This window comes from Xylophilus rhododendri (genome assembly GCF_009906855.1).
GTDB classification, from domain to species: Bacteria; Pseudomonadota; Gammaproteobacteria; order Burkholderiales; family Burkholderiaceae_C; genus Xylophilus; species Xylophilus rhododendri.
This window is the reverse complement of sequence record NZ_CP047650.1, coordinates 2,815,758-2,837,008: the sequence shown is the minus strand read 5'-3', so window position 1 is coordinate 2,837,008 and position 21,251 is coordinate 2,815,758. Positions and strand designations below refer to the sequence as shown.

Below are 21,251 nucleotides of genomic sequence, written 5' to 3'. Positions count from 1 at the left end.
GTCCCGCCAGCACTCCTTGCGGCATCCCGCACTTTTCTGCCATCCCTGGGCGCTGCCGGCAGTGGTCTGGCGAAAGCCAGTCAGAACTGTCTGAATTAGCGCTGGGTCCTGTGCGCCGAGTGCTGCGAATGGCTATGGTGGCGCCTCTTTCTTCCATCCGTTCTTCCGGAGCGACCTCCCATGTCCCAAGCCCTCGCCTACGCCGCCCAGTCGGCCACCACACCCCTGGCGCCCCACACCATCGAACGCCGCACGCCGGGCCAGCTCGACGTGGCGCTGGACGTGCTGTTCTGCGGCGTCTGCCATTCCGACCTGCACACCGCGCGCAACGAATGGCACAACACCCTCTACCCCTCCGTGCCGGGCCACGAGATCGTCGGCCGCGTCACCGCGGTCGGCTCGCTGGTGAGCAAGTTCAAGGTCGGCGACATCGTCGGCGTGGGCTGCATGGTCGACAGCTGCCAGCACTGCCAGCCCTGCGCCGAGGGCATCGAGCAGTACTGCGAGAACGGCTTCACCGGCACCTACAACGGCCCGATGTTCGGCGGCGAGAACACCTACGGCGGCTATTCCAGCGCCATGGTGGTGCGCGAAAGCTTCGTGCTGAAGATCAGCCACGACGAGGCATCGCTGGCCGCCGTCGCGCCGCTGCTGTGCGCGGGCATCACCACCTATTCGCCACTGCGTCAGTGGAATGTCGGTCCGGGCAGCAAGGTCGGCATCGTGGGTCTGGGCGGCCTCGGCCACATGGGCGTGAAGATCGCCGCGGCCATGGGCGCGCATGTGGTGCTGTTCACCACCTCCGAGAGCAAGCGCGCCGATGCGCTGCGACTGGGCGCGCATGAAGTGGTGGTCTCGAAGAACGCCGAGGAGATGGCGGCGCAGGCCGGCAAGCTCGACTTCATCCTCAACACCGTGGCCGCGCCGCACGACCTCGACGCCTTCCTGGCGCTGCTCAAGCTCGACGGCACCATGACCCTGGTCGGCGCACCCGATTCGCCGCATCCCTCGCCCAACGTCTTCAGCCTGATCTTGAAGCGCCGCCGCCTGGCCGGCTCGCTGATCGGCGGCATCCGCGAGACGCAGGAGATGCTCGACTTCTGCGCCAAGCACGGCATCGTGTCGGACATCGAGACCATCGCCATGGACCAGATCAACACCGCCTACGAACGCATGCTCAAGAGCGACGTGAAGTACCGGTTCGTGGTGGACATGGCCACGATCGGCTGATCCGCTTCGCATCTGCCGGGCAGGCCTTCGTGTCTGCCCGCGTGGCCTTTCCCCGCCGGAAATGATGATTCGCGTTTTTGCAAGGAAGGCGCGTTCATGTTTGCCCAGCAGCCCCCTCAGGCGACAGGCCGTTTCCACCAGCGGGCACAGCCGATCCCGCGCGATGCCGAGCCGGCCTGGCACCGGTCGGAGCCATCGTCCGATGGCGTGCGGCCTCCGGTGGACGGCGATATCGGCGGCCTCATCGCCATGGCGGCGCAGAGTGCGGGCCGCGCCGCGTTTTCCTCGGTCCGCGGCTTGGCCGGGGGCCTGTGGCGAAGGCTCGCGGCCATCGAGCAGCTTGCGCCGCGCATGCATGGGCAGCGGCACCTGCGCGGCAATGCCGCCAGGAGCCGCGAGCGCGGAGCCCCCGGTGTCGATTTCGCGCGGCTCGATCACGTGATGCTGCACAGCTTGCTGCAATCGCCCTGGCTCAGCGGGAACACCCTGGCGAGCCTGCTGCATATCCGCGATCTGGTGCAGCGGCGCGGCCTGGCGATCGGCGACCTGCGGGGCAGGCTGCGCCCGGACGGCAGCTTCGTGCCCGTCGGCCCGCTGGAGCTGCGCCCTGCTGCCTGGCCCGGCGAACGCGAGCAACTGGCGTGGCAGAACCTCGACCAAATGATCGCGCTGGTGCGCCACCAGCTCCGCGGCGGGTTCTAGGCCTCGGGAATACGCTCCAGGTCGGCCAGCCAGACGGCCGACTCGCCGTCGCTCGGCGCCCGCCAGTCGCCGCGCGGCGAGAGCGAGCCGCCCGAGCCGATCTTGGGCGCATTGGGCACGCAGGAGCGCTTGAACTGGCTGGTCTGGAAGAAGCGCCAGACGAAGGTGCGCAGGTGCTTGCGGATCTCCGCCAGCGAGTACTGGTGGCGTTCGTCGGGCAGGTCCTGCGGCCAACTGCCCTGGTCCCGGTCATGCCAGGCCACGTACGCCAGATAGGCCACCTTGCTCGGCCGGAATCCGTAGCGCACCGTGTAGTAGAGGTGGAAGTCCTGCAGCTCGTAGGGGCCTATGGTGTCTTCCGTCTTCTGGCCCGGCTGGCTGCCAACGGCGTTCGGATCGGTGGGGACCAGCTCGGGGCTGATCTCGGTGGCCAGGATGTCGCGCAGGGTCTGGCTGCCGCGTTCGCCCAGCATGCCGGTGTCGGCCACCCAGCGCACCAGGTGCTTGATCAGCGTCTTGGGCACCGAGGCGTTCACGTTGTAGTGCGACATGTGGTCGCCCACGCCATAGGTGCACCAGCCCAGCGCCAGCTCGCTCAGGTCGCCGGTGCCGGCCACGATGGCGCCGTGGAAGTTGGCCAGCCGGAACAGGTGGCTGGTGCGCTCGCCGGCCTGCACGTTCTCGAAGGTGATGTCGTAGACCGGCTCGCCGTTGTGGAAGGGGTGGCCCAGGTCGGCCAGCATCTGGGTGCAGCTGGGGCGGATGTCGATCTCGCGCACGGTGCAGCCCACCGAAGTCATCAGCTCGTGCGCCTGCATCAGCGTGCGTTTGCTGGTGGCGAAGCCGGGCATGGTGAAGCCCAGGATGTTGCGGCGCGGCAGGCCGAGCCGGTCCATGGCCTGGGCCAGCACCAGCAGGGTGTGGGTGGAGTCGAGCCCGCCCGAGACACCGATCACCACCTTGTCGATCTTGCTGGCTTCGAGCCGCTGCACCAGCGACTGCACCTGGATGTTGAAGGTCTCGTGGCAGCGTTCGTCGCGGCTGGCGGCGTCGCTGGGCACATAGGGGAAGCGCTCCACCTTGCGCAGCAGGCCGCCGGGCACGGACTCGGGCAGGGCCAGGTCGAAGACGACGGTGCGCCAGCCCGCCAGCTGCTGCCGGTGCTTCTGCACCGAGGTGCCGAAGCTGTTCTGCCGCATGCGTTCGCGCGAGAGGCGCTCCAGGTCGGCGTCGGCCAGGATCATGTGCGAGCGGTTGGAGAAACGCTCGCTCTCGGCCAGCAGTTCGCCGGCCTCATAGATCAGCGCCTGGCCGTCCCAGGCCAGGTCGGTGGTGGATTCGCCGATGCCGGCCGACGAGTAGAGATAAGCCGCCTGGCAGCGCGCCGACTGCAGGCTCACCAGCTGGTGGCGGTAGGCCGACTTGCCGATGGTGATGTTGGATGCGGACAGGTTGACCAGCACCGTCGCCCCCGCCAGCGCCGCGTAGCTGCTGGGCGGAATCGGCACCCAGACGTCCTCGCAGATCTCCACGTGGATCTTGAGCAGGGGTAGGTTGCGCGCCTGGAAGAGCAGGTCGCTGCCGAAGGGAACGGTGGCGCCGCAGAGTTCGATCTCGGTGGCCAGGGCGGTGTCCGCGCCGTTGAACTGCCGGCCTTCGTAGAACTCGCCGTAGTTGGGCAGATAGGTCTTGGGCAGCACGCCCAGCAGCCGGCCGCCCTGCACCACGGCCGCGCAGTTGAAGAGCCGGTGCTCCACCCGCAAGGGCAGGCCGACGATGGCCACGGCGGCGATATGGCGCGAGGCCTCCACCACCTGCTGCAGCGCTGTTTCGCAGGCATCGAGCAGGGCGGCCTGGTGGAACAGGTCCTCGCAGGTATAGGCCGACAGGCCGAGCTCGGGAAAGGCCACCACGGCCGCGCCCTGGGCCGCCGCTTCGCCGTACAGGCGGATGGTTTCGGCGGCATTGAAGACCGGGTCGGCCACCCGGTTGCGCGGCACGGCGACCGCCAGCCGTGCGAAGCCGTGGCGGTAGGGATGGTGAAAGGGCAGATCGGCGCTGGTCAACACGTGCTTTCGTCAGGGGATCACGACGCGCTGCACTTTACGTCCATCCGGCAGCCCTTGCCGCTCGACGATAAAAACACTTTACGCGAGAGATGTCGGCCACTAGCATACGCAGCTCTCGAAACAAGCGTGCACTCACTCTTTTGTCGAGTGGCAGTACAGGAGCAACATGATCGAACTGGAAGTGAACTGCATTCAGAGGCCGCATCCGGAAGCACCGCATCACCTGATCACGCACCTGGGCCACAGCGCATTCGAATGCCGCATCCCGGTCGAGCTGGCCATCACGCAGATCCGCGGCAAGCTCAGCCGCTATTACGTGCTGGATGCCGCCACCGACGAGCGCATCTACGTCGACGTGCGCCGGGAACCGGGCCGCGTGCCCTATCTGCAGGCGCAGATCGAAGGCGTCTGGACCGACCACCTGGTGCGGCTGCCCGAATGCAGCCGGCGCTTCCGGCTGATCCGCGAAGGGCGCAGCCTGGACATGCGGCAGTCGGCGCGGTTCCTGGCGCATCGGTAGGCGCGGCCCCGGTCGGGCCTCAGTAGCTGACGGTGATGACGAGCTGGTCCGCATAAGCACCCGCCGGCACGTTCTGTGCCGCCGGTATGCGGCCGTAGACGGTGTAGTGCGCGCCGGCGACGCTTCCCGAGACGAGGGAAGTTCCCGCGCTGCCGTCGCCCCAGACGGCCAGGCGCGAGGCCGCCACGAACAGGTTGTAGGCGAGCGCGGTACCGGCCCCCGGCATCTGGCGAGCGGCATAACTGCCGCTGCCGGGGCCGAGCGCGATGCTGTAGGCGGTGTCGGCATCGCACTGCACGGCGATGTCGCCCGCGCCGTCGAGCGCGCCGGGAGCGAAGGGATCGTAGGGGCCGAAAGACAGCCCGCTGCTCGACACACTGCAGCTGGCCGCCAGCGCGCCGGCCGGCGGCAGCAGCGCCATCGCCACGGCCAGGCACAGGCGGATGGCCCATCCACGGCGAATCATGGAACGGGCGCGAGGCATCGGTAGACACCCAGTTCAGGCACCGGCCCGGAATCCGCCGGCAGCGACAGGTCGAAAACGCAGTCCACCCCCGGGCCCTGGACATGCACGCGGTTGCGGTCCTCCAGTCCTTCGAGGTAGAGCCGGCCCTCATCGCCGAAGGGAAAGACCCCGGGCAGGCCGTCGAGCCCGGCGCTGGCGCCGGCCGGCAGCGGCTGGCCATCCGCCCGCGTCACCGTCAGCGTGGCGCCGCGCATGCGGCGTACCGGAAAACGCAGCACCGTGCCGCTGCGGAACGCCGGCAGCGCCTGCATCTGCAGGCTGCCGATCTGCGCGTCCAGCGGCAGGTCCGCCTGCTCGATGCGCACCGGGTTGCGCTGGTAGGCCCGCAGCCGCGGCAGCAGGGCCATGCCGTCCGCATCGGTGTGCGCCACCAGCTGGTTGTCGGCATAGACGCCCACGCCGGCCTGATGCGGCACTTCCACCAGCGCGAAGCCGCTGTCGAGCTGGCGTGCCAGGCGCAGGCCGCCGCCCATCCACACCACACCTCCGTTCGCGCTGGCCCGCACCGCCGTCTGGCCCGAGCCCAGGGCGCCATCCAGCAGCAGGGTGCCGGCGTCGCGCTGCACGGTGGTGCCGGCCTCGACGCGTGGGTCCTGCCCGCTGTAGGCCCGCATGCGATAGCCGGTGCCGACACCCGCCGGCGCGCTGCGCTGCCATTGCAGCAGGCCCTGCGCGCCGCCATCCTGGGCGATGGCGCTGGCGTTCATGCTCTGGCCGTCCAGCACCCGCGTGTAGCTGAGGGTGGCGACGGTGCGCCCCTGCGGGCCGGCGCTGCGCAGCAGCGACAGCGCCAGAAAGCCCAGCGGCCCCAGGCTCACGCCATAACCCGCGCTCCAGAGGCGCACCGCCTCCCGGTCACGCGGCGTCTGCAGCGCATAGCCCAGCGAAAAGCTGCCATGACCCAGCGCGAGGTTGGTATAGGCCTGCACCCGCTGACGCATCGCGCGCTGCTCGGGCAACTGGCCGAGCTGGCCGAAGCCGGGCGTGGTCCATTGCAGATCGACCCCCGCGCCGAAGCGGCGTGTCTGGCGCTCCGCCCCTATTGCCAGCAGATAGCCACCGCCCGGCTCGCCCCGGCTGGCCGCCAGTGCGCCGTGCACCGTGCCGCCACCGGGCCATGCCCAGGCGGCGCCCAGGCCGGCACCTCGATGCGCGGCCTGCCATTCGCCGCGCGCTTCGACGGTCAGCTCGTCGCTCAGCCCCAGGCGATGGGTGAGCGCCAGCGCGGCCGCGCCGTAATGGTTGCTGGCGAGCGTGAAATCCTGGCGCACCCGGCCCAGTTCATAGGAGAAGTCGTGCAGGCCGGCGCGCAACAGGCGTGTGCTGGCGTAGTAGGGCGTGACGATGGTCTGCTCCCGCCCCAGCAGGTCACGCACCACCATGCGCGCCTCGCCCTGGCCGGTCAGCACCGGCGCCTGCTGCAGGCTGAAGGGGCCGGCGGGGATGTCCTGCCGCGCCTGCAGTGCATCGTTCACGTAGAGGTCCACCGTCGAGGGCAGGGCGGCCTGGCCGGACAGGGTCGGCATCGCGAAGGTGACGAAGCCTGGCTGCGTATCGAAATTCGTCGCCCATTGCACACCGCCCATGCGCACCGGAAGGCCCCAGGCGCCGCCGCGGCCGACCATGTCGCCCAGCCTCAGGCTGGCGCGCCGGGCCGGCAGGTCATGGGTCCAGGTGGTTTCCAGGCGCAAGAGGCGAGGGCCGGCGAGATCGCCGCTGCGCACGGCGAAGCTGCCCAGGCCCACGCCGGCCGGCTGGAAACTGCCCAGCTCCAGCAGGGCGCCGCCCTGCTTCTGCTGGCCGGCGCGTGTGGCGGACAAGTCGTAGTTCAGGAACATGCCGGTGGCGATCGGGCCGGGCAGGACGCTGTCACGCCGGTCCAGATTCAGCGTGGTGGATTCGAAGCGCGCCGCATCGGCCTGCAGCGACAGCGTCTGGCTGGCGGCATCGAGCTGCCAGGATGCGCCGGCGATGTCGTCCAGGTGGTGGAAGGCTTGGCCGTCCTGCTGCTGCGCGGGCGCATCGGGCACCAGCAGCCGCCAGCGCCGCAGGTCGGCATCGCGCACCAGCAGCCGGCCGTCGGGCTCCTGCAGCAGCAAGGCGGTTTCGCCGGTATCGACCTGGTTCAGGCGCACGGCCAGCAGCAGTTCCACCGGTGCCGCGGCGGGGGCGGCAACGCAGGGCGCCAGGCACAGCGCCATGCAGCCCGCCAGCGGCGTGACGATCCGCGCGCGCAGCACCCGGCGCCCTAAGGTGCAGCAACGACGAGGCGGGCGGAGAGATCGCCGGCATCGGTCTGGGCGGTCAGCAGGAGTTCGCTGCCGACCGGCACTTCGCGCGCGATCAGCCATTCGCGCCGCTGGCCGGCCAGCAGGTACGCCGCGGCGGTCTTGGGCGGCCAATCGATGCCCTGCAGCGCGACCTTGCTGATCTGGACATGCGTGTTGCCCGCATTGCGCGCGCTCAGCCGCAGTTGCGCGCCCTGTCGCGCGGCTTCCCACTGCAGGATCGGCTTGGCCGTTCCGACCGGCTGCAGGAAGACCGGCAGGCTCAGGTGCAGCGCCATCTGCAGCCCGCGCGCATCGGCCTGGGGCGGCGGTGGAATCTCCTTGAGCAGCAGGCGGAAGCTGCGCTCCACCGCCCGGGGCACCGCCGCCGAGCGCAAGCCCACCCGCACCACCTGGGAAGCGCCCGGGGCCACGGTGAAGATCGGCGGCGTGGCGAGCAGTTCGCGGCTCGGTGCCAGCACCTCGCTGCCGTCCTGCTGCGACCAGTCCAGCGTCTCCAGCTGGACGAGCGCCGGTGCGGCGCCGTCGTTGCGCACCGTCAGCGCGGCTGCGGTCTGCCCTGTCGCCAGCGTCAGCCGCACCGGGTTCACGGCCAGCGAGCCGGCCCCCGCCGACCCCGCCAGCACCAGGCACAGGCCCCACGCCGCCGCGCACGGACGGCGGCCCCGCATCAGAAGGTGACGGTGGCGATGACGGTGTCGGCGTAGGAGCCGGCGGGCACGTTCTGTCCGGCCGGGATGCTGCCGTAGACCGTCAGCGAGCTGGGCGCGCCGGTGCCGGTCGTGCTCAGGCCGGTGTTGGTGTCATTGCCCCAGACGGTGCCCATGCCCGCGTCCGAGAACAGCGTGTAGGTCAGGTAGTGGCTGCTGCCGTCGGTCATGCGGCGCAGGGGAGAGGAGGCGGTCGAGCCGGAGTCCTTGTTCAGGCCTTCTCCCAGGGTCACCTTGACATCGGAACCGGTGGTGCAGGTGGTGGAGACGCTGCCGGTGCCGGTCAGCGCCGTCGCTGCGTTGTTGCCCACCGGGTCATAGGGGCCGAAGTTCAGGGTTCCGCCGGTGGCCGTGATGGTGCAGGTGGCCGCGACGGTGGCAACGACGGACAGGTTGTCGTTCGCTGTGCCGGCAGCCTGAACCTGGGTCGCCGCGCCGACGGCAACGAGGACCAGCGCGGTCAACAAAGAGCGCGTGGCGAATGCAGGGGCGTGTGTGGTGTGCATGGCGAACTCCTTTGGTCGAGTGGCCGGCCGTGCACCATGCACGGGCGGGCGCTTTGACTTTAGGGATGTTTGCCGTCACTGACTTCCGGCCGAGTGGCTACTTCGGGCCATGGGCTTGCAAGCTCAAACGTCGATATTCGACGCCCGCAAGGCATTCGTCTCGATGAACTCCCTGCGCGGCTCCACCTCGTCGCCCATCAGCATGGTGAAGACGCGATCCGCCTCGATCGCATCGTCGATCTGCACCCGCAGCAGGCGCCGCACGTTTGGATCCATGGTGGTCTCCCACAGCTGCTCGGGGTTCATCTCGCCCAGGCCCTTGTAGCGCTGGCGCGCGGTGGCGCGTTCGGCTTCGGACAGCAGCCAGCGCATGGCGCTGCGGAAGTCGCCGACCTTTTCTTCCTTGGCCCGCTCGCCTTCGCCGCGGCGCACCAGGGCGCCGTCGGCCAGCAGGCCGTTGAAGGTGGCGGCGGCCAGGGCCAGGGCCTCGTAGTCGGCGCCGTGCACGAAGTCCTGGGTGATCACGCTGCTCTTGACGTTGCCGTGGTGGCGGCGGCTGATGCGCAGCACCGGCTTGTCGGTGCGCACGTCGAATTCGCCGGCCACTTCCGCCGGCACGCCGGTGGTCTGCAGCTCGCGCAGGTAGACCTGCAGCTTGACGGCGCTGGCTTCGGCCGATTCGACCGTGTCCAGGTCCAGGGCCACGCCGTCGGCGATGGCGCGCAGGGCCTCCACGTCCATGAAGCCGCCCAGGCGCGCGATGACGCCTTCGGCGACCTGGTGCTTGGCGGCCAGTTCACGCAGGGTGTCGCCTTCGAGCGTGCGGGTGGTGGCGCCGCCGGTTTCCACACGGGCGTCCTTCAGGGCCACGCGCAGCAGGAAGCTGTCGAGTTCGCTGCCGTCCTTGAGGTATTGCTCCTCCTTGCCGACCTTCACCTTGTAGAGCGGCGGCTGGGCGATGTAGATGTGGCCGCGTTCCACCAGCTCGGGCATCTGGCGGTAGAAGAAGGTCAGCAGCAGGGTGCGGATGTGGGCGCCGTCCACGTCGGCGTCGGTCATGATGATGATGCGGTGGTAGCGCAGCTTGGCGACGTTGAAGTCGTCCACGCCGGCCGTGCCGCCGATGCCGGTTGCCTTGCCGATGCCGGTGCCGAGTGCCGTGATCAGGGTCAGGATTTCGTTGGAGGTCAGCAGCTTCTCGTAGCGGGCCTTCTCCACGTTCAGGATCTTGCCGCGCAGCGGCAGGATCGCCTGGAACTTGCGGTCGCGGCCCTGCTTGGCGCTGCCGCCGGCGGAGTCGCCCTCGACCAGGTAGATCTCGCAGCCGGCCGGATCCTTCTCCTGGCAGTCGGCCAGCTTGCCGGGCAGGCCCATGCCGTCGAGCACGCCCTTGCGGCGGGTCATGTCGCGCGCCTTGCGGGCGGCTTCGCGGGCACGGGCGGCTTCGATGATCTTGCCGCAGATGATCTTGGCGTCGTTGGGGCGCTCCAGCAGGTAGTCGGTGAGCAGGCGGCCGACGATGTCTTCCACCGGCGCGCGCACTTCGCTGGAGACCAGCTTGTCCTTGGTCTGGCTGCTGAACTTGGGCTCGGGCACCTTCACGCTCAGCACGCAGCACAGGCCTTCGCGCATGTCGTCGCCGGTGACTTCGACCTTGGCCTTCTTGGCGAACTCGTGCTCTTCGATGTATTTGTTGATGACCCGGGTCATCGCGGCGCGCAGGCCGGTGAGGTGGGTGCCGCCGTCGCGCTGCGGGATGTTGTTGGTGAAGCAGAGCACCTGTTCGGAGAAGCTGCTGTTCCACTGCATCGCCACTTCCACGCCGATGTGGGTGCCGGGGATGCCGCCATAGGTCTCGGCCGGCTTCTCGCCGGCGGCGTAGAAGGAGGTGGGGTGCAGGACGGTCTTGCCCTTGTTGATGAACTCCACGAAGCCGCGCACGCCGCCGGCGCCGGAGAAGTCGTCCTCCTTGCCGCTGCGTTCGTCCTTCAGGCGGATGCGCACGCCGTTGTTCAAAAAGCTCAGCTCGCGCAGGCGCTTGGCCAGGATCTCGTAATGGAAGTCGTGGTTTTCCTTGAAGATTTCGGTGTCCGGCAGGAAGTGCACCTCGGTGCCGCGCTTGTCGGTGTCGCCGGTGATCTTCATCGGCGAGACTTCCACGCCCTGCTGCTGCTCCAGCAGGCGGTTCTGCACGAAGCCGCGGCTGAATTCCAGCGAATGCACCTTGCCTTCGCGGCGCACCGTCAGGCGCAGCATCTTGCTGAGCGCGTTCACGCAGGACACGCCCACGCCGTGCAGGCCGCCCGAGACCTTGTAGCTGTTCTGGTTGAACTTGCCGCCGGCATGCAGCTCGGTCAGCGCGATCTCGGCGGCGCTGCGCCGGGGCTCGTGCTTGTCGTCGAACTTGATGCCGGTGGGGATGCCGCGGCCGTTGTCGGTGACGCTGATCGAGTTGTCGGAATGGATGGTGACGACGATGTCGTCGCAGTAGCCCGCCAGGGCCTCGTCGATCGAGTTGTCCACCACCTCGAAGACCAGGTGGTGCAGGCCGGTGCCGTCGCTGGTGTCGCCGATGTACATGCCGGGGCGCTTGCGCACGGCTTCCAGGCCTTCGAGGATGGTGATGGAGCCCGCGCCATAGCTGCCGTCCGGTGCTGCGATCTCGACCGGTACCGCGTTCTCGACCTCGGCTTCGTAGACGGGTTCGGTGTGGGGCGGGTTGCTGTTTTCTGCGCTCATATCGGGCTTCCGCTGGTCGTTTGCCGCTCGCTGTCGCGGCATTTCTCGGGTGTCTTAGAAGCACCAAACCCGCGGGTCGCGCGGGTCGGGGGCTGGCGGGCTGATGGTGCTGCGGCTAGATCCGCATCGGCATGACCACGTACTTGAATTCGCTGTTGCCGGGGATGGTGATGAGCGCCGAGCTGTTGGAGTCCGACAGCTCGAAGGTCACCATGTCCTGCGACATATTGGCCAGCACGTCGATCAGGTAGCCCACGTTGAAGCCGATCTCGATGGAGTCGCCGCCGTAGTCGATGTCGAGTTCGTCGACCGCTTCTTCCTGCTCGGCGTTGTTGCTGGCCACCCGCAGGGTGCCGGGGTCCAGGTTCAGGCGCACGCCCTTGAACTTCTCGGAAGTCAGGATGGCGGTGCGCTGCAGGGTGGACATCAGCGGCGCGCGGCCGAGCGTGATGCTGTTCTTGTGGTTCTTCGGAATCACCCGGTTGTAGTCGGGGAACTTGCCCTCGACCAGCTTGGTGACGAACTCCATGCCGTCGAAGGAAAAGCGCGCCTGGTTGTTGGCGAACTGCATGGTGATGGCCGGCGGGTTCTCGGCATTGCCGCCGTCGGACAAGAGGCGCTGCAGTTCCAGCACGGTCTTCCTCGGCAGGATGACTTCCTGCTTGGGCACTTCCACGTCCAGCGTGGCCGAGGCGTAGGCCAGGCGATGGCCGTCGGTGGCGACGAGTGCCAGCTGCTTGCCTTCGGCGACGAAGAGGATGCCGTTGAGGTAATACCGGATGTCGTGCACCGCCATCGCGAAGGACACCTGGGCCAGCAGCGACTTGAGCGTCTTCTGCGGCACGCTGAAGGAGGGGCCGAAGTTGGCCGCTTCCTGCACCAGCGGGAAATCTTCCGCCGGCAGCGACTGCAGCGTGAAGCGGCTCTTGCCGCCCTTCAGGATCAGCTTGCCGCCGGAGGATTCCAGCGACACCGTCTGGTCCGAGGGCAGGGTGCGCAGGATGTCGATCAGCTTGCGTGCGCCGATGGTGGTGGTGAAGTTGCCTTCATCGCCGCCGAGTTCCGCCTGGGTGCGGATCTGGATCTCCAGGTCGCTGGTGGTGAGCTGCAGCTGCGGGCCGGTCTTCTGCACCAGCACGTTGGCCAGGATCGGCAGCGTGTGACGACGCTCCACGATGCCCGCCACCGATTGCAGTGCCGACAGCAGCTTTTCTTGCGGTGCCTTCCAAACGATCATGACAACCTCTTCTCCATTTCAATCCCTGCCGACGGTGTTGCAGCGGGCAAACACCGCATTTTGACCTGTGTTTGGGCTCAGCCCTTCAGCGTCTGCTCCAGCACGTGCAGTTGCTGGTTCAGCTCGGTGATCTGCTGGCGCTCCGCGGCGATCTTGCGCACCGCGTGCAGCACGGTCGTGTGGTCGCGTCCGCCGAACAGTTCGCCGATCTCGGGCAGGCTTTTTTGCGTGAGTTCCTTGGCCAGGTACATCGCGATCTGGCGCGGGCGGGCGATGCTGGCCGGGCGCTTCTTCGAGTACATGTCCGCCACCTTGATCTTGTAGTAGTCGGCGACGGTCTTCTGGATGTTCTCCACGCCGATCTGGCGGTTCTGGATCGACAGCAGGTCGCGCAGGGCTTCGCGCGCCAGCTGGATCGAGACTTCCTTCTGGTTGAAGCGCGAATAGGCCAGGATCTTGCGCAGCGCGCCTTCGAGTTCGCGCACGTTGGAGCGCACGTTCTTGGCCACGAAGAAGGCGACTTCCTCGGGCATCTCGGCGGCTTCGCTGCGGGCCTTGTTGATCAGGATGGCGACGCGCATTTCCAGCTCGGGCGGCTCGATGGCCACCGTCAGGCCCGAGTCGAAACGCGAGACCAGGCGCTCGTGGATGTCGGCCAGGCCCTTGGGGTAGGTGTCCGAGGTCATCACGATGTGCGACTTCTTGGCCAGCAGGGCCTCGAAGGCGTTGAAGAACTCCTCCTGGGTGCGGTCCTTGTTGGCGAAGAACTGCACGTCGTCGATCAGCAGCAGGTCGAGCGAGTGGTAGCGCTCCTTGAACTCGTCGAAGGTCTTCCTCTGGTAGGCCTTGACCACATCCGAGACGAACTGCTCGGCATGGATGTAGAGAACCTTGGAGTCGGGCTTGTCGGCCAGCAGCTTGTTGCCCACGGCATGCACCAGGTGGGTCTTGCCCAGGCCCACGCCGCCGTAGATGAACAACGGGTTGTACAGATGGCCCGGCGTGCCCGCCACATGCATGGCGGCGGCGCGCGCCATGCGGTTGGCGGTGCCCTCGACCAGGGTGTCGAAGGTGAGCGCGGGGTTGAGCCGGCTGCGGAAGCCGCCGGGCTGGCCGTTGTCGCCCGTCTCGGCCACCGGCACGGGTTCCGCCACCTGCACTTCCGGCTGGGCCGGCGGCGGCAGCGGGGCGGCCACGCGCACCGGCGCCTCCCGGGCGGCGATGGTCAGCTCCACCGGCACCGGATGGCCGTAGATGTGTTCGAGCAACTGGGCGATGCGGCCCGAGTACTGCGCGCGGATCCAGTCGAGCTTGAAGCGGTTGGCCACGTAGAGCGTGACCTTGGAGAAGTCCTCCGCCACATGGGCGACGAGGGGCTTGATCCAGGTGTTGAACTGCTGTTCCGGCAGCTCTTGTGCCAGTTGCTCGGCGCAGGCCTGCCAGAGGCTTTGGCCCGCGTTGTCAGCAGCGGCCGGCGCGGAGCCGGCGGGAAGTCCCGGAATCATGGATGGGTGTGGGTGCTCTGTGGACAGGCACGAGGTGCGAAACCGCCAGATTCTAGATTATCAAGACCTTGTCCACATCCCCGCCGACCGGTCCGTCCCGCCTTGCCGGGCGGACGGCTTGCCAGATCGGGCCAGTCTCAGCGATAATCTTGGGTTTCCCTGAAAACTCTTTTTCGGGGGATGGAAGAAATCACCGGCCCCCGGCTTTACGGCAGCATCTTTTCGGAGTGCGTGGGGGACACGGCTCGCGGCCTCCAGACCTCCCATGGCGATCCGCGGCCGCCTCAACTCATCTTTGCCTAGGAAAATTTGCCATGAAGCGCACCTACCAGCCTTCCAAGATCCGCCGTGCGCGCACCCACGGTTTTCTGGTCCGCATGAAGACCCGCGGCGGCCGTGCCGTCATCAACGCCCGCCGCGCCAAGGGCCGCAAGCGCCTGGCCGTCTAAGGGCCGCGCGGATTTCTCGTCCGCTGGTGTCCCATGGTGATCGTGTGTTGCGGCTGAAGACTCGGCCGCAGTTCCAGGCCGTCCTCGCGGGCGGCATTGTCGCCCGCACCTCGCACTTCGCATTGCACCGGCTGGTCCTCGGATCGGCCGGTGTCGTCGCGCCTGCTGTGGATAACCCGCAAGATTGCCCGGAAGGCGGGGCCTTCGTGGCGCCGCCCCTGTTCGCGCCCGCCGACCAGACCTGGGTGGGGGCCATGGTGCCCAAGCGCTGGGCCAAGCGGGCGGTGACCCGCAATGCGATCAAGCGCCAGATCTATACGATCTGCACCGCCGCGCAGGGCCAGCTGCCGCAGGCCGCCTATGTGCTGCGCCTGAAGAGCACCTTCGACCGCAAGCAGTTCCTCAGCGCCTCGTCGGATGTGCTGAAGGCGGCCGTGCGCCAGGAGCTGCAGCTGCTGCTCGAACGGCTGGGCAAGCCGCGTCCCGCATGAAATCCTCCGCCGCCCGCACCCTGGCGCTGCTGCCGCGGCGCGCCCTGATGGCCGCCGTGCGCGGCTACCGGCTGCTGCTGTCGCCTTGGCTGGGCAACCAGTGCCGCTTCGAGCCCAGCTGCTCGGTCTATGCGCTGCAGGCGCTGGAGCGGCATGGCGCGGCGGCCGGCACTTATCTGATGGCGGCGCGCATCGCGCGTTGCCAGCCCTGGTGCGCAGGCGGCTGCGACCCCGTTCCCGAATCGCCGCCGCGGCTCTTCACGCGCCTGGGCGGACTTCTCTCTCCCGCAAAGAAAACCTCATGACCGACATCCGCCGCACCATCCTGTGGGTGATCTTTGGCTTCTCCATGGTCCTGTTGTGGGACAAATGGCAGATCTACAACGGCCACGCACCCACCTTCTTCCCCTCGACCACCTCGGTCGCGACCACGCCCAGCCCGGCCGCCGGCAAGCAGGAAGGCGCCTCCTCGGTGCCGACCGTGGCTTCCACGCCCGCCGCCTCCGGCGCCGCGGTCACCGCGGGCGGCACGGTGCTGCCGCCGGCCGTCACCACCACGCCGTCCGAACGCATCGAGGTGCGCACCGACGTCTACCGCCTGGTCTTCGACGCGGCCGGCGGCACGCTGGTGCAGGGCGACCTGCTCGAACACCTGGACATGGAGCACCACCAGCAGAAGTTCACCCTGCTGGAAGACAACCCGACGCATGTCTACGTCGCCCAGACCGGCCTGATCGGCGGCGCCTTCCCCACCCACAAGACGGTGATGACGGCCGTGCCCGGCCCGCGTGCCCTGGCCGACGGCCAGAACACCCTGCAGGTGCGTTTCGAATCGCCCGAAGTCGGCGGCGTGAAGCTGGTTAAGACCTACACGCTGACCCGCGGCAGCTACGCCATCGACGTCAAGCAGGAAGTGCAGAACGTCGGCGCCGCCCCGGTCAGCCCGCAGCTCTACCTGCAGCTGGTGCGCGACGGCAATACCGAGGCGCAGAAGATCCCCGCCCCGAAGGCGCTGCAGTTCTTCGGCATGGACCACATGCCCTCCTTCTATTCGACCTTCACCGGCCCGGCGATCTACACCACCGAGAAGAAATACCAGAAGGTCGACTTCAAGAAGATCGAAGAGAACAAGGTCGACATCGAAAAGCAGTCCGACACCGGCTACGTGGCCATGGTGCAGCACTACTTCGCCACCGCCTGGCTGCTGGGCAACGGCATCCAGCGCGACCTGTTCATGCGCAAGGTGGACAACAACCTCTACGCCGTCGGCATGATCACCTCGCTGGGCCAGCTGGCCCCGGGTGCCTCGAAGACGGTGGACGCCACCCTCTTCGCCGGCCCGCAGGACGAGAACAAGCTCGAAGCCCTGATGCCCGGCCTGGAGCTGGTCAAGGACTACGGCTGGCTGACCATCCTGGCCAAGCCGCTGTACTGGCTGCTCGACAAGCTGCACGGCTTCCTGCACAACTGGGGCTGGTCCATCGTCGCCCTGGTGGTGCTGCTGAAGGCGGCCTTCTTCTGGCTCAACGCCAAGGCCTACGCCAGCATGGCCAAGATGAAGGCCCTGAATCCCAAGATCCAGGCCATGCGCGAGCGGCTGAAGGACAAGCCCCAGGAGATGCAGAAGGAGATGATGCGGATCTACCGCGAGGAGAAGGTCAACCCCATGGGCGGCTGCTTCCCCATCGTGATCCAGATCCCGGTCTTCATCTCGCTGTACTGGGTGCTGCTGTCCAGCGTCGAGATGCGCGGCGCGCCGTGGATCCTGTGGATCACCGACCTGTCCACGCCCGATCCCTACTTCATCATGCCGCTGCTGATGACGCTGACCTCGCTGCTGCAGACCGCGCTCAACCCCACGCCGCCGGACCCGGTCCAGGCGCGCCTGATGTGGATCATGCCGCTGGCCTTCAGCGTGATGTTCTTCTTCTTCCCGGCCGGCCTGGTGCTGTACTGGCTGACGAACAACATCCTGTCGATCACGCAGCAGTACGTGATCAACAAGAGACTCGGCGTCACCAAATAAGGGCCGCGCCCCGCGAACGAGCCGCTGGATCCGTCCGGCGGCTTTTTTTTATTCCCGACGCACAATCCCCGCCCATGTCAGCAGATCGCCAGGACCCCATCGCCGCCATCGCCACCGCTCCCGGGCGCGGCGGTGTCGGCATCGTGCGCATCAGCAGCCCGGCCGACCTGGCGCCGCTGGCCCTGGCGCTGTGCGGCCGGGCGCTGCCGGCGCGCGAGGCCTGCTATGTGCCTTTTCGCGACGGGGCGGGCCAGCCGATCGACCACGGCCTGGCGCTGCGTTTCCCGGCGCCGCATTCCTATACCGGCGAGCATGTGCTGGAGCTGCAGGGCCACGGCGGCCCGGTGGTGCTGCAGCTGCTGCTGGCGCGTTGCCTCGAAGCGGCGGCGCAGGCCGATGTGGCCGGCGGCCGGCCCTTGCTGCCGCGGCTGCGCCTGGCCCGGCCGGGCGAGTTCACCGAACGCGCCTTCTTGAATGACAAGCTCGACCTGGCCCAGGCCGAGGCGGTGGCCGACCTGATCGACGCCAGCACCGAAGCCGCGGCCCGCAGCGCCGGCCGTTCGCTCTCGGGTGCCTTCTCGCAGGAGATCGCCGGGCTGCGCGATGCGCTGATCCACCTGCGCATGCTGGTCGAAGCCACGCTCGACTTCCCTGAAGAGGAGATCGACTTCCTGCAGCAGGCCGATGCCCAGGGCCAGCTCGACCGCCTGCGCGCCCGGCTCGAAGCCGTGCGCCAGCGGGCGCGCCAGGGCGCCTTGCTGCGCGAAGGCATCACGGTGGTGATCGCCGGCCAGCCCAATGCCGGCAAGTCCTCCCTGCTCAATGCCCTGGCCGGCGCCGAGCTGGCCATCGTCACACCCATCGCCGGCACCACCCGCGACAAGGTCACGCAGACCATCCAGATCGAAGGCGTGCCGCTGCATGTGGTGGATACCGCCGGCCTGCGCGACAGCGAGGACGAGGTCGAGCGCATCGGCATCGCCCGCGCCTGGGACGAGATCGCCCGCGCCGACGCGGTGCTCTTCCTGCACGACCTGACGCGGCGCGGCGAAGCCGGCTACGAAGCCGGCGACGCCGCCATCGCCCGCACCATGCAGGAACGCCTGCCCAGCCGCGAGCTGCCGGTGCTGCATGTCTGGAACAAGCAGGATGCGGCGGACGGTGCCGCCCCCGAGGCCGGCATCGCCCTGTCGGCCCGTACCGGCGACGGCCTGGAAGCCCTGCGGCGCCAGCTGCTGGAGATCGCCGGCTGGCAATCCGCCCCCGAAGGCCTATACCTGGCGCGCGAGCGCCACCTGCAGGCGCTGCGCCAGGTCGACGAGCACCTGCAGGAGGCCGACCGCCGGCTCTCGCACGGCAACGCGGCGCTCGACCTGCTGGCCGAGGAACTCCGGCTGGCGCAAAACGCGCTCAATGCGATCACCGGCGAATTCGGCGCGGACGAATTGCTCGGCGTCATCTTTTCGCGTTTCTGCATCGGCAAATAGGAAACGCACACGGCCGAAATCCGATGGATTCGGTCCATGGGCACGCGGCCATTCGCAACGCATAATATTCTTCAAACGCAACAACCGGTTTCCTTGAGCCGGAGTGCACCCATCCCCCGCAATGCCCTATTCCGTTCTTCTGGTCGACCCTGACGACGCGCTGTTCCAGCGTGTCCTGGATGTCGCCGAACGCCAGCGCCTGGACTGGCACGTGTTGCGGGCCACTTCCGTCGCACAGGCTCGGGGGCTTCTCCAGCAACAGGCTTTCGAGGTCGTCGCCCTGCGCCACCGCCTGCCCGACGGCACGGCCTTCGATCTGCGCCGGGCGGCCGGCGGCGCCGCGCTGCTCATCGGCGTGGAGCCCGGCCAGGAGGTGGTGGGCCTGCGGGCCCTGCGCCAGGGGTTTGTCGGTTCCTGGGTGCATGACGCCGCGGGCCGTTTCGCCCTGACGCTGCCGACGCGGATCATGCGCATCGCCCAGCGCCGCCAGCAGGACAGCCAGCGCAACACCGTCAATGCCCGGCTGGCCAGCCAGAACCGGGTGCTGCAGTCGATCTCGCAGGCGCAGGCCGCCTTCATGGCCGCGCCCACGCAGCCGCTGGCCTTCGATCGCCTGCTCAGCAGCTTCATGTCGCTCAGCCACAGCGCCTACGGTTTCCTGGGCGAAGTGGTGGCCGAAGGCGAGGGCGCGCCGCGCCTGCGCTGCCAGGCGATCGCCGACACCCGCTCGGACAACGAGGAGCGCGCGCGCCTGGCCGACCGGCTGGAAAGCGGCACCGTCTTCGCCGACCTCGATCGCCTGCTGGAGGCCGGCACCGACAAGGGCCGGGCAGTGGCCCTCAACGTCTCGCCCGAGCAGCACGGACCGCTCGGCCTGCCGCCGGGCCATCCGCCGCTGGAGGCTTTCCTGGGCCTGCCGGTGCGCGCGGCCGGGCGGGTGGTGGCCTTCGTCGGCCTGGCCAACCGGCCGGGCGGCTATGCCCAGCAGCAGATCGAGCTGCTGGAGCCGCTGGTCAGCACGGTGGCGCAGCTGTCGCTGGTGAGCCGCACCATCGCCGAGCGCATGAGCACCGAAAAGCGCCTGCGCGAGAGCGAGGCGCGCTGGCGCGACCTGACCGCGCTGTCCTATGGCTGGTACTGGGAGACCGACAGCGAGCTGCGCCTGGCGCGCACCGAAGGCATGGTCGGGCAGAGCGAAGGCTATCTACCCAACCCGCTGCAGCTCGGCATGCATCCCTGGGAGATGGAGACCCTCAACCTCAACGAGAACCACTGGCGTGCGCACCGCAAGCTGCTGGAGTCGCACCAGGAGTTCCACGACTTCGAACTCGAGCTGCGCAACGACGGCGGCGACAGCCAGTGGATGTCGATCAGCGGCCGGCCGGTGTTCGACGAGGGTGTCTTTCGCGGCTACCGCGGCGTGGGCCGCGACATCAGCGCCCGCAAACACGCCGAGGCGCGGGTCGAATGGCTGGCCTTCATCGACGACCTCACCGGCCTGCCCAACCGCCGCCTGCTGCTCGACCGCCTGGAGCAGGCGCTGGGCGACAGCACCCGGCTGGGCCGCTGCGGCGCGCTGCTGCTGCTGGACCTGGACAACTTCAAGGATGCCAACGACACCCTGGGCCCGGCCGGCGGCGACCGCCTGCTGACCCAGGTGGCCAGCCGGCTGCGCGGCTGCGTGCGGCCGCACGACACGGTGGCGCGTTTCGGCGGCGACGAATTCGTGGTGCTGGTGCAGGGCCTGCCCTCCGATATCGCCGCGGCCAGCGCCCAGGCCGAAGCCCTGGCGCAGGCGGTGCTGGCCACGCTGGGCCGGGCCTATTCGATCGACGACGGCGACGTGGTCAGCACGCCCAGCATCGGCATCGCGGTGTTCGCCGACCACCAGCTGCTGGCGCACGAACTCATCAAACGCGCCGATCTGGCCATGTACGAGGCCAAGGCGGCCGGCCGCAACACCTACTGCTTCTTCGATCCGAGCATGCAGGAGGGCGCCCTGGTGCGCATGCGGCTGGAGAGCGACCTGCGCCAGGCGCTGGCCCGGCAGCTGCTGCTGGTCTATTACCAGCCGGTGGTGGACAGGAAGGGCCGCATGTCCGGCGTGGAAGCCCTGGTGCGCTGGCCGCGGCCGCCGGGCGGCATGGTGTCGCCGGCCGAATTCATCCCGGTGGCTGAACGCACCGGCTTGATCGTCACCCTGGGCCGGCAGGTGCTGTGCATGGCCTGCCGGCAGCTGGCGGTGTGGGCGGGCGATCCGCGGCGGGCCCACCTCACGATCTCGGTCAACGTCAGCGCGCGCGAATTCCGCCATCCGCAGTTCGTCAGCCAGATGCTGTCGGTGGTGGAGCAGGAGGGCGCCAACCCGCGCCTGCTCAAGCTCGAGATCACCGAAAGCCTGCTGCTGCACGACGTGCAGGACACCATCGCCAAGATGGCCGCGCTGCGCAGCCACGGGCTGGCCTTGTCGCTGGACGACTTCGGCACCGGCTACTCCTCGCTCAGCTACCTCAAGAAGCTGCCCTTCGACCAGCTGAAGATCGACCAGTCCTTCGTGCGCGGCGTGCTGGTCGATCCGCACGATGCGGCGGTCGCCTGCACCATCATCCAGCTGGCGCGCAGCTTCGGCCTGACGGTGGTGGCCGAGGGCGTGGAGACCGAGGGCCAGCGCGAATACCTGATGGCCAACGGCTGCGAGCTGTTCCAGGGTTATCTGTTCGGCCGGCCGGTGCCGGTGGACCAGCTGCCGGAGTCCTGAGGCGGCGG

General features: G+C 68.4%; 17 protein-coding genes. 9 read left to right on the top strand and 8 right to left on the bottom strand.

The features are described 5' to 3' along the window. Positions 1-180: 180 nt before the first annotated feature. Both GT347_RS13055 and GT347_RS13050 read left to right on the top strand, forming a co-directional pair. A complete protein-coding gene (locus tag GT347_RS13055) occupies positions 181-1,230 on the top strand; it encodes an NAD(P)-dependent alcohol dehydrogenase (RefSeq protein ID WP_160552389.1) in 1,050 nt (349 codons plus the stop codon). A gap of 96 nt (positions 1,231-1,326) precedes the next feature. After that, entirely contained in the window at positions 1,327-1,932 is a 606-nt protein-coding gene (locus GT347_RS13050) for a hypothetical protein (RefSeq protein ID WP_160552387.1), read from the top strand. Here GT347_RS13050 and GT347_RS13045 read toward each other — a convergent pair. After that, positions 1,929-4,001, bottom strand: coding sequence for an NAD(+) synthase (locus GT347_RS13045; RefSeq protein ID WP_407704154.1), 2,073 nt, complete (start codon positions 3,999-4,001; stop codon positions 1,929-1,931). The genes GT347_RS13050 and GT347_RS13045 overlap by 4 nt on opposite strands. A 166-nt stretch (positions 4,002-4,167) precedes the next feature. Here GT347_RS13045 and GT347_RS13040 point away from each other — a divergent pair, with 166 nt between their 5' ends. Beyond that, positions 4,168-4,521, top strand: a complete 354-nt coding sequence (locus GT347_RS13040; RefSeq protein ID WP_160552385.1) for a DUF3892 domain-containing protein — start codon at positions 4,168-4,170, stop codon at positions 4,519-4,521. 19 nt (positions 4,522-4,540) lie between these two features. On the opposite strand, the gene GT347_RS13035 is transcribed toward GT347_RS13040, so the two are convergent. From GT347_RS13035 to dnaA, 7 genes are all read right to left on the bottom strand, one after another. Further along, positions 4,541-4,987 (bottom strand): Csu type fimbrial protein, encoded by a 447-nt coding sequence (locus tag GT347_RS13035; protein WP_160552383.1) that lies wholly within the window; start codon positions 4,985-4,987, stop codon positions 4,541-4,543. Next, positions 4,984-7,287, bottom strand: coding sequence for a fimbria/pilus outer membrane usher protein (locus GT347_RS13030; RefSeq protein WP_160552381.1), 2,304 nt, complete (start codon positions 7,285-7,287; stop codon positions 4,984-4,986). Before GT347_RS13030 ends, GT347_RS13035 begins: the two co-directional genes overlap by 4 nt. A gap of 8 nt (positions 7,288-7,295) precedes the next feature. Further along, a complete protein-coding gene (locus tag GT347_RS13025) occupies positions 7,296-8,006 on the bottom strand; it encodes a fimbrial biogenesis chaperone (protein WP_160552379.1) in 711 nt (236 codons plus the stop codon). Further along, positions 8,006-8,551 carry a Csu type fimbrial protein gene (locus GT347_RS13020; RefSeq protein WP_160552377.1) on the bottom strand — a complete coding sequence of 182 codons (546 nt, stop codon included), beginning with the start codon at positions 8,549-8,551 and terminating at the stop codon, positions 8,006-8,008. Before GT347_RS13020 ends, GT347_RS13025 begins: the two co-directional genes overlap by 1 nt. Before the next feature lie 123 nt (positions 8,552-8,674). Further along, positions 8,675-11,290: a DNA topoisomerase (ATP-hydrolyzing) subunit B gene (gene gyrB / locus GT347_RS13015; protein ID WP_160552375.1), complete on the bottom strand. Its 2,616-nt coding sequence runs from the start codon at positions 11,288-11,290 to the stop codon at positions 8,675-8,677. A gap of 115 nt (positions 11,291-11,405) precedes the next feature. Then, positions 11,406-12,527 carry a DNA polymerase III subunit beta gene (gene dnaN / locus GT347_RS13010; RefSeq protein WP_160552373.1) on the bottom strand — a complete coding sequence of 374 codons (1,122 nt, stop codon included), beginning with the start codon at positions 12,525-12,527 and terminating at the stop codon, positions 11,406-11,408. A gap of 77 nt (positions 12,528-12,604) precedes the next feature. Next, entirely contained in the window at positions 12,605-14,032 is a 1,428-nt protein-coding gene (gene dnaA, locus GT347_RS13005; RefSeq protein ID WP_160552371.1) for a chromosomal replication initiator protein DnaA, read from the bottom strand. A gap of 314 nt (positions 14,033-14,346) precedes the next feature. On the opposite strand from dnaA, the gene rpmH reads away from it, so the two are divergent. The 6 genes from rpmH to GT347_RS12975 all read left to right on the top strand — a co-directional run bounded on the left by rpmH (position 14,347) and on the right by GT347_RS12975 (position 21,243). Beyond that, a complete protein-coding gene (gene rpmH / locus GT347_RS13000) occupies positions 14,347-14,481 on the top strand; it encodes a 50S ribosomal protein L34 (protein WP_006299042.1) in 135 nt (44 codons plus the stop codon). Between the two features lie 44 nt (positions 14,482-14,525). Further along, positions 14,526-14,972 (top strand): ribonuclease P protein component, encoded by a 447-nt coding sequence (locus GT347_RS12995; RefSeq protein ID WP_160555336.1) that lies wholly within the window; start codon positions 14,526-14,528, stop codon positions 14,970-14,972. 29 nt (positions 14,973-15,001) lie between these two features. Next, the gene (yidD, locus tag GT347_RS12990) at positions 15,002-15,277 is read left to right on the top strand and encodes a membrane protein insertion efficiency factor YidD (RefSeq protein ID WP_229722912.1); all 276 of its coding nucleotides are present in this window, start codon (positions 15,002-15,004) and stop codon (positions 15,275-15,277) included. Beyond that, positions 15,274-16,998: a membrane protein insertase YidC gene (yidC, locus tag GT347_RS12985; protein ID WP_160552367.1), complete on the top strand. Its 1,725-nt coding sequence runs from the start codon at positions 15,274-15,276 to the stop codon at positions 16,996-16,998. The genes yidD and yidC overlap by 4 nt, the downstream gene beginning before the upstream one ends. Before the next feature lie 74 nt (positions 16,999-17,072). Next, positions 17,073-18,485: a tRNA uridine-5-carboxymethylaminomethyl(34) synthesis GTPase MnmE gene (gene mnmE, locus GT347_RS12980; RefSeq protein WP_160552365.1), complete on the top strand. Its 1,413-nt coding sequence runs from the start codon at positions 17,073-17,075 to the stop codon at positions 18,483-18,485. 121 nt (positions 18,486-18,606) lie between these two features. Continuing rightward, on the top strand, positions 18,607-21,243 hold the full coding sequence (locus GT347_RS12975; RefSeq protein ID WP_160552364.1) for an EAL domain-containing protein: 2,637 nt from the start codon (positions 18,607-18,609) through the stop codon (positions 21,241-21,243). Positions 21,244-21,251 lie beyond the last annotated feature (8 nt).

Bases quoted from the DNA above. Each gene is read 5' to 3' on its own strand.
- GT347_RS13055 (WP_160552389.1), top strand. From the start codon at position 181: ATGTCCCAAGCCCTCGCCTACGCCGCCCAGTCGGCCACCACACCCCTG.
- gyrB (WP_160552375.1), bottom strand. From the start codon at position 11,290: ATGAGCGCAGAAAACAGCAACCCGCCCCACACCGAACCCGTCTACGAA.
- GT347_RS12975 (WP_160552364.1), top strand. From the start codon at position 18,607: ATGCCCTATTCCGTTCTTCTGGTCGACCCTGACGACGCGCTGTTCCAG.
- dnaA (WP_160552371.1), bottom strand. From the start codon at position 14,032: ATGATTCCGGGACTTCCCGCCGGCTCCGCGCCGGCCGCTGCTGACAAC.
- GT347_RS13040 (WP_160552385.1), top strand. From the start codon at position 4,168: ATGATCGAACTGGAAGTGAACTGCATTCAGAGGCCGCATCCGGAAGCA.
- GT347_RS13025 (WP_160552379.1), bottom strand. From the start codon at position 8,006: ATGCGGGGCCGCCGTCCGTGCGCGGCGGCGTGGGGCCTGTGCCTGGTG.
- GT347_RS13035 (WP_160552383.1), bottom strand. From the start codon at position 4,987: ATGATTCGCCGTGGATGGGCCATCCGCCTGTGCCTGGCCGTGGCGATG.
- mnmE (WP_160552365.1), top strand. From the start codon at position 17,073: ATGTCAGCAGATCGCCAGGACCCCATCGCCGCCATCGCCACCGCTCCC.
- rpmH (WP_006299042.1), top strand. From the start codon at position 14,347: ATGAAGCGCACCTACCAGCCTTCCAAGATCCGCCGTGCGCGCACCCAC.
- GT347_RS13020 (WP_160552377.1), bottom strand. From the start codon at position 8,551: ATGCACACCACACACGCCCCTGCATTCGCCACGCGCTCTTTGTTGACC.
- yidC (WP_160552367.1), top strand. From the start codon at position 15,274: ATGACCGACATCCGCCGCACCATCCTGTGGGTGATCTTTGGCTTCTCC.
- dnaN (WP_160552373.1), bottom strand. From the start codon at position 12,527: ATGATCGTTTGGAAGGCACCGCAAGAAAAGCTGCTGTCGGCACTGCAA.
- GT347_RS13050 (WP_160552387.1), top strand. From the start codon at position 1,327: ATGTTTGCCCAGCAGCCCCCTCAGGCGACAGGCCGTTTCCACCAGCGG.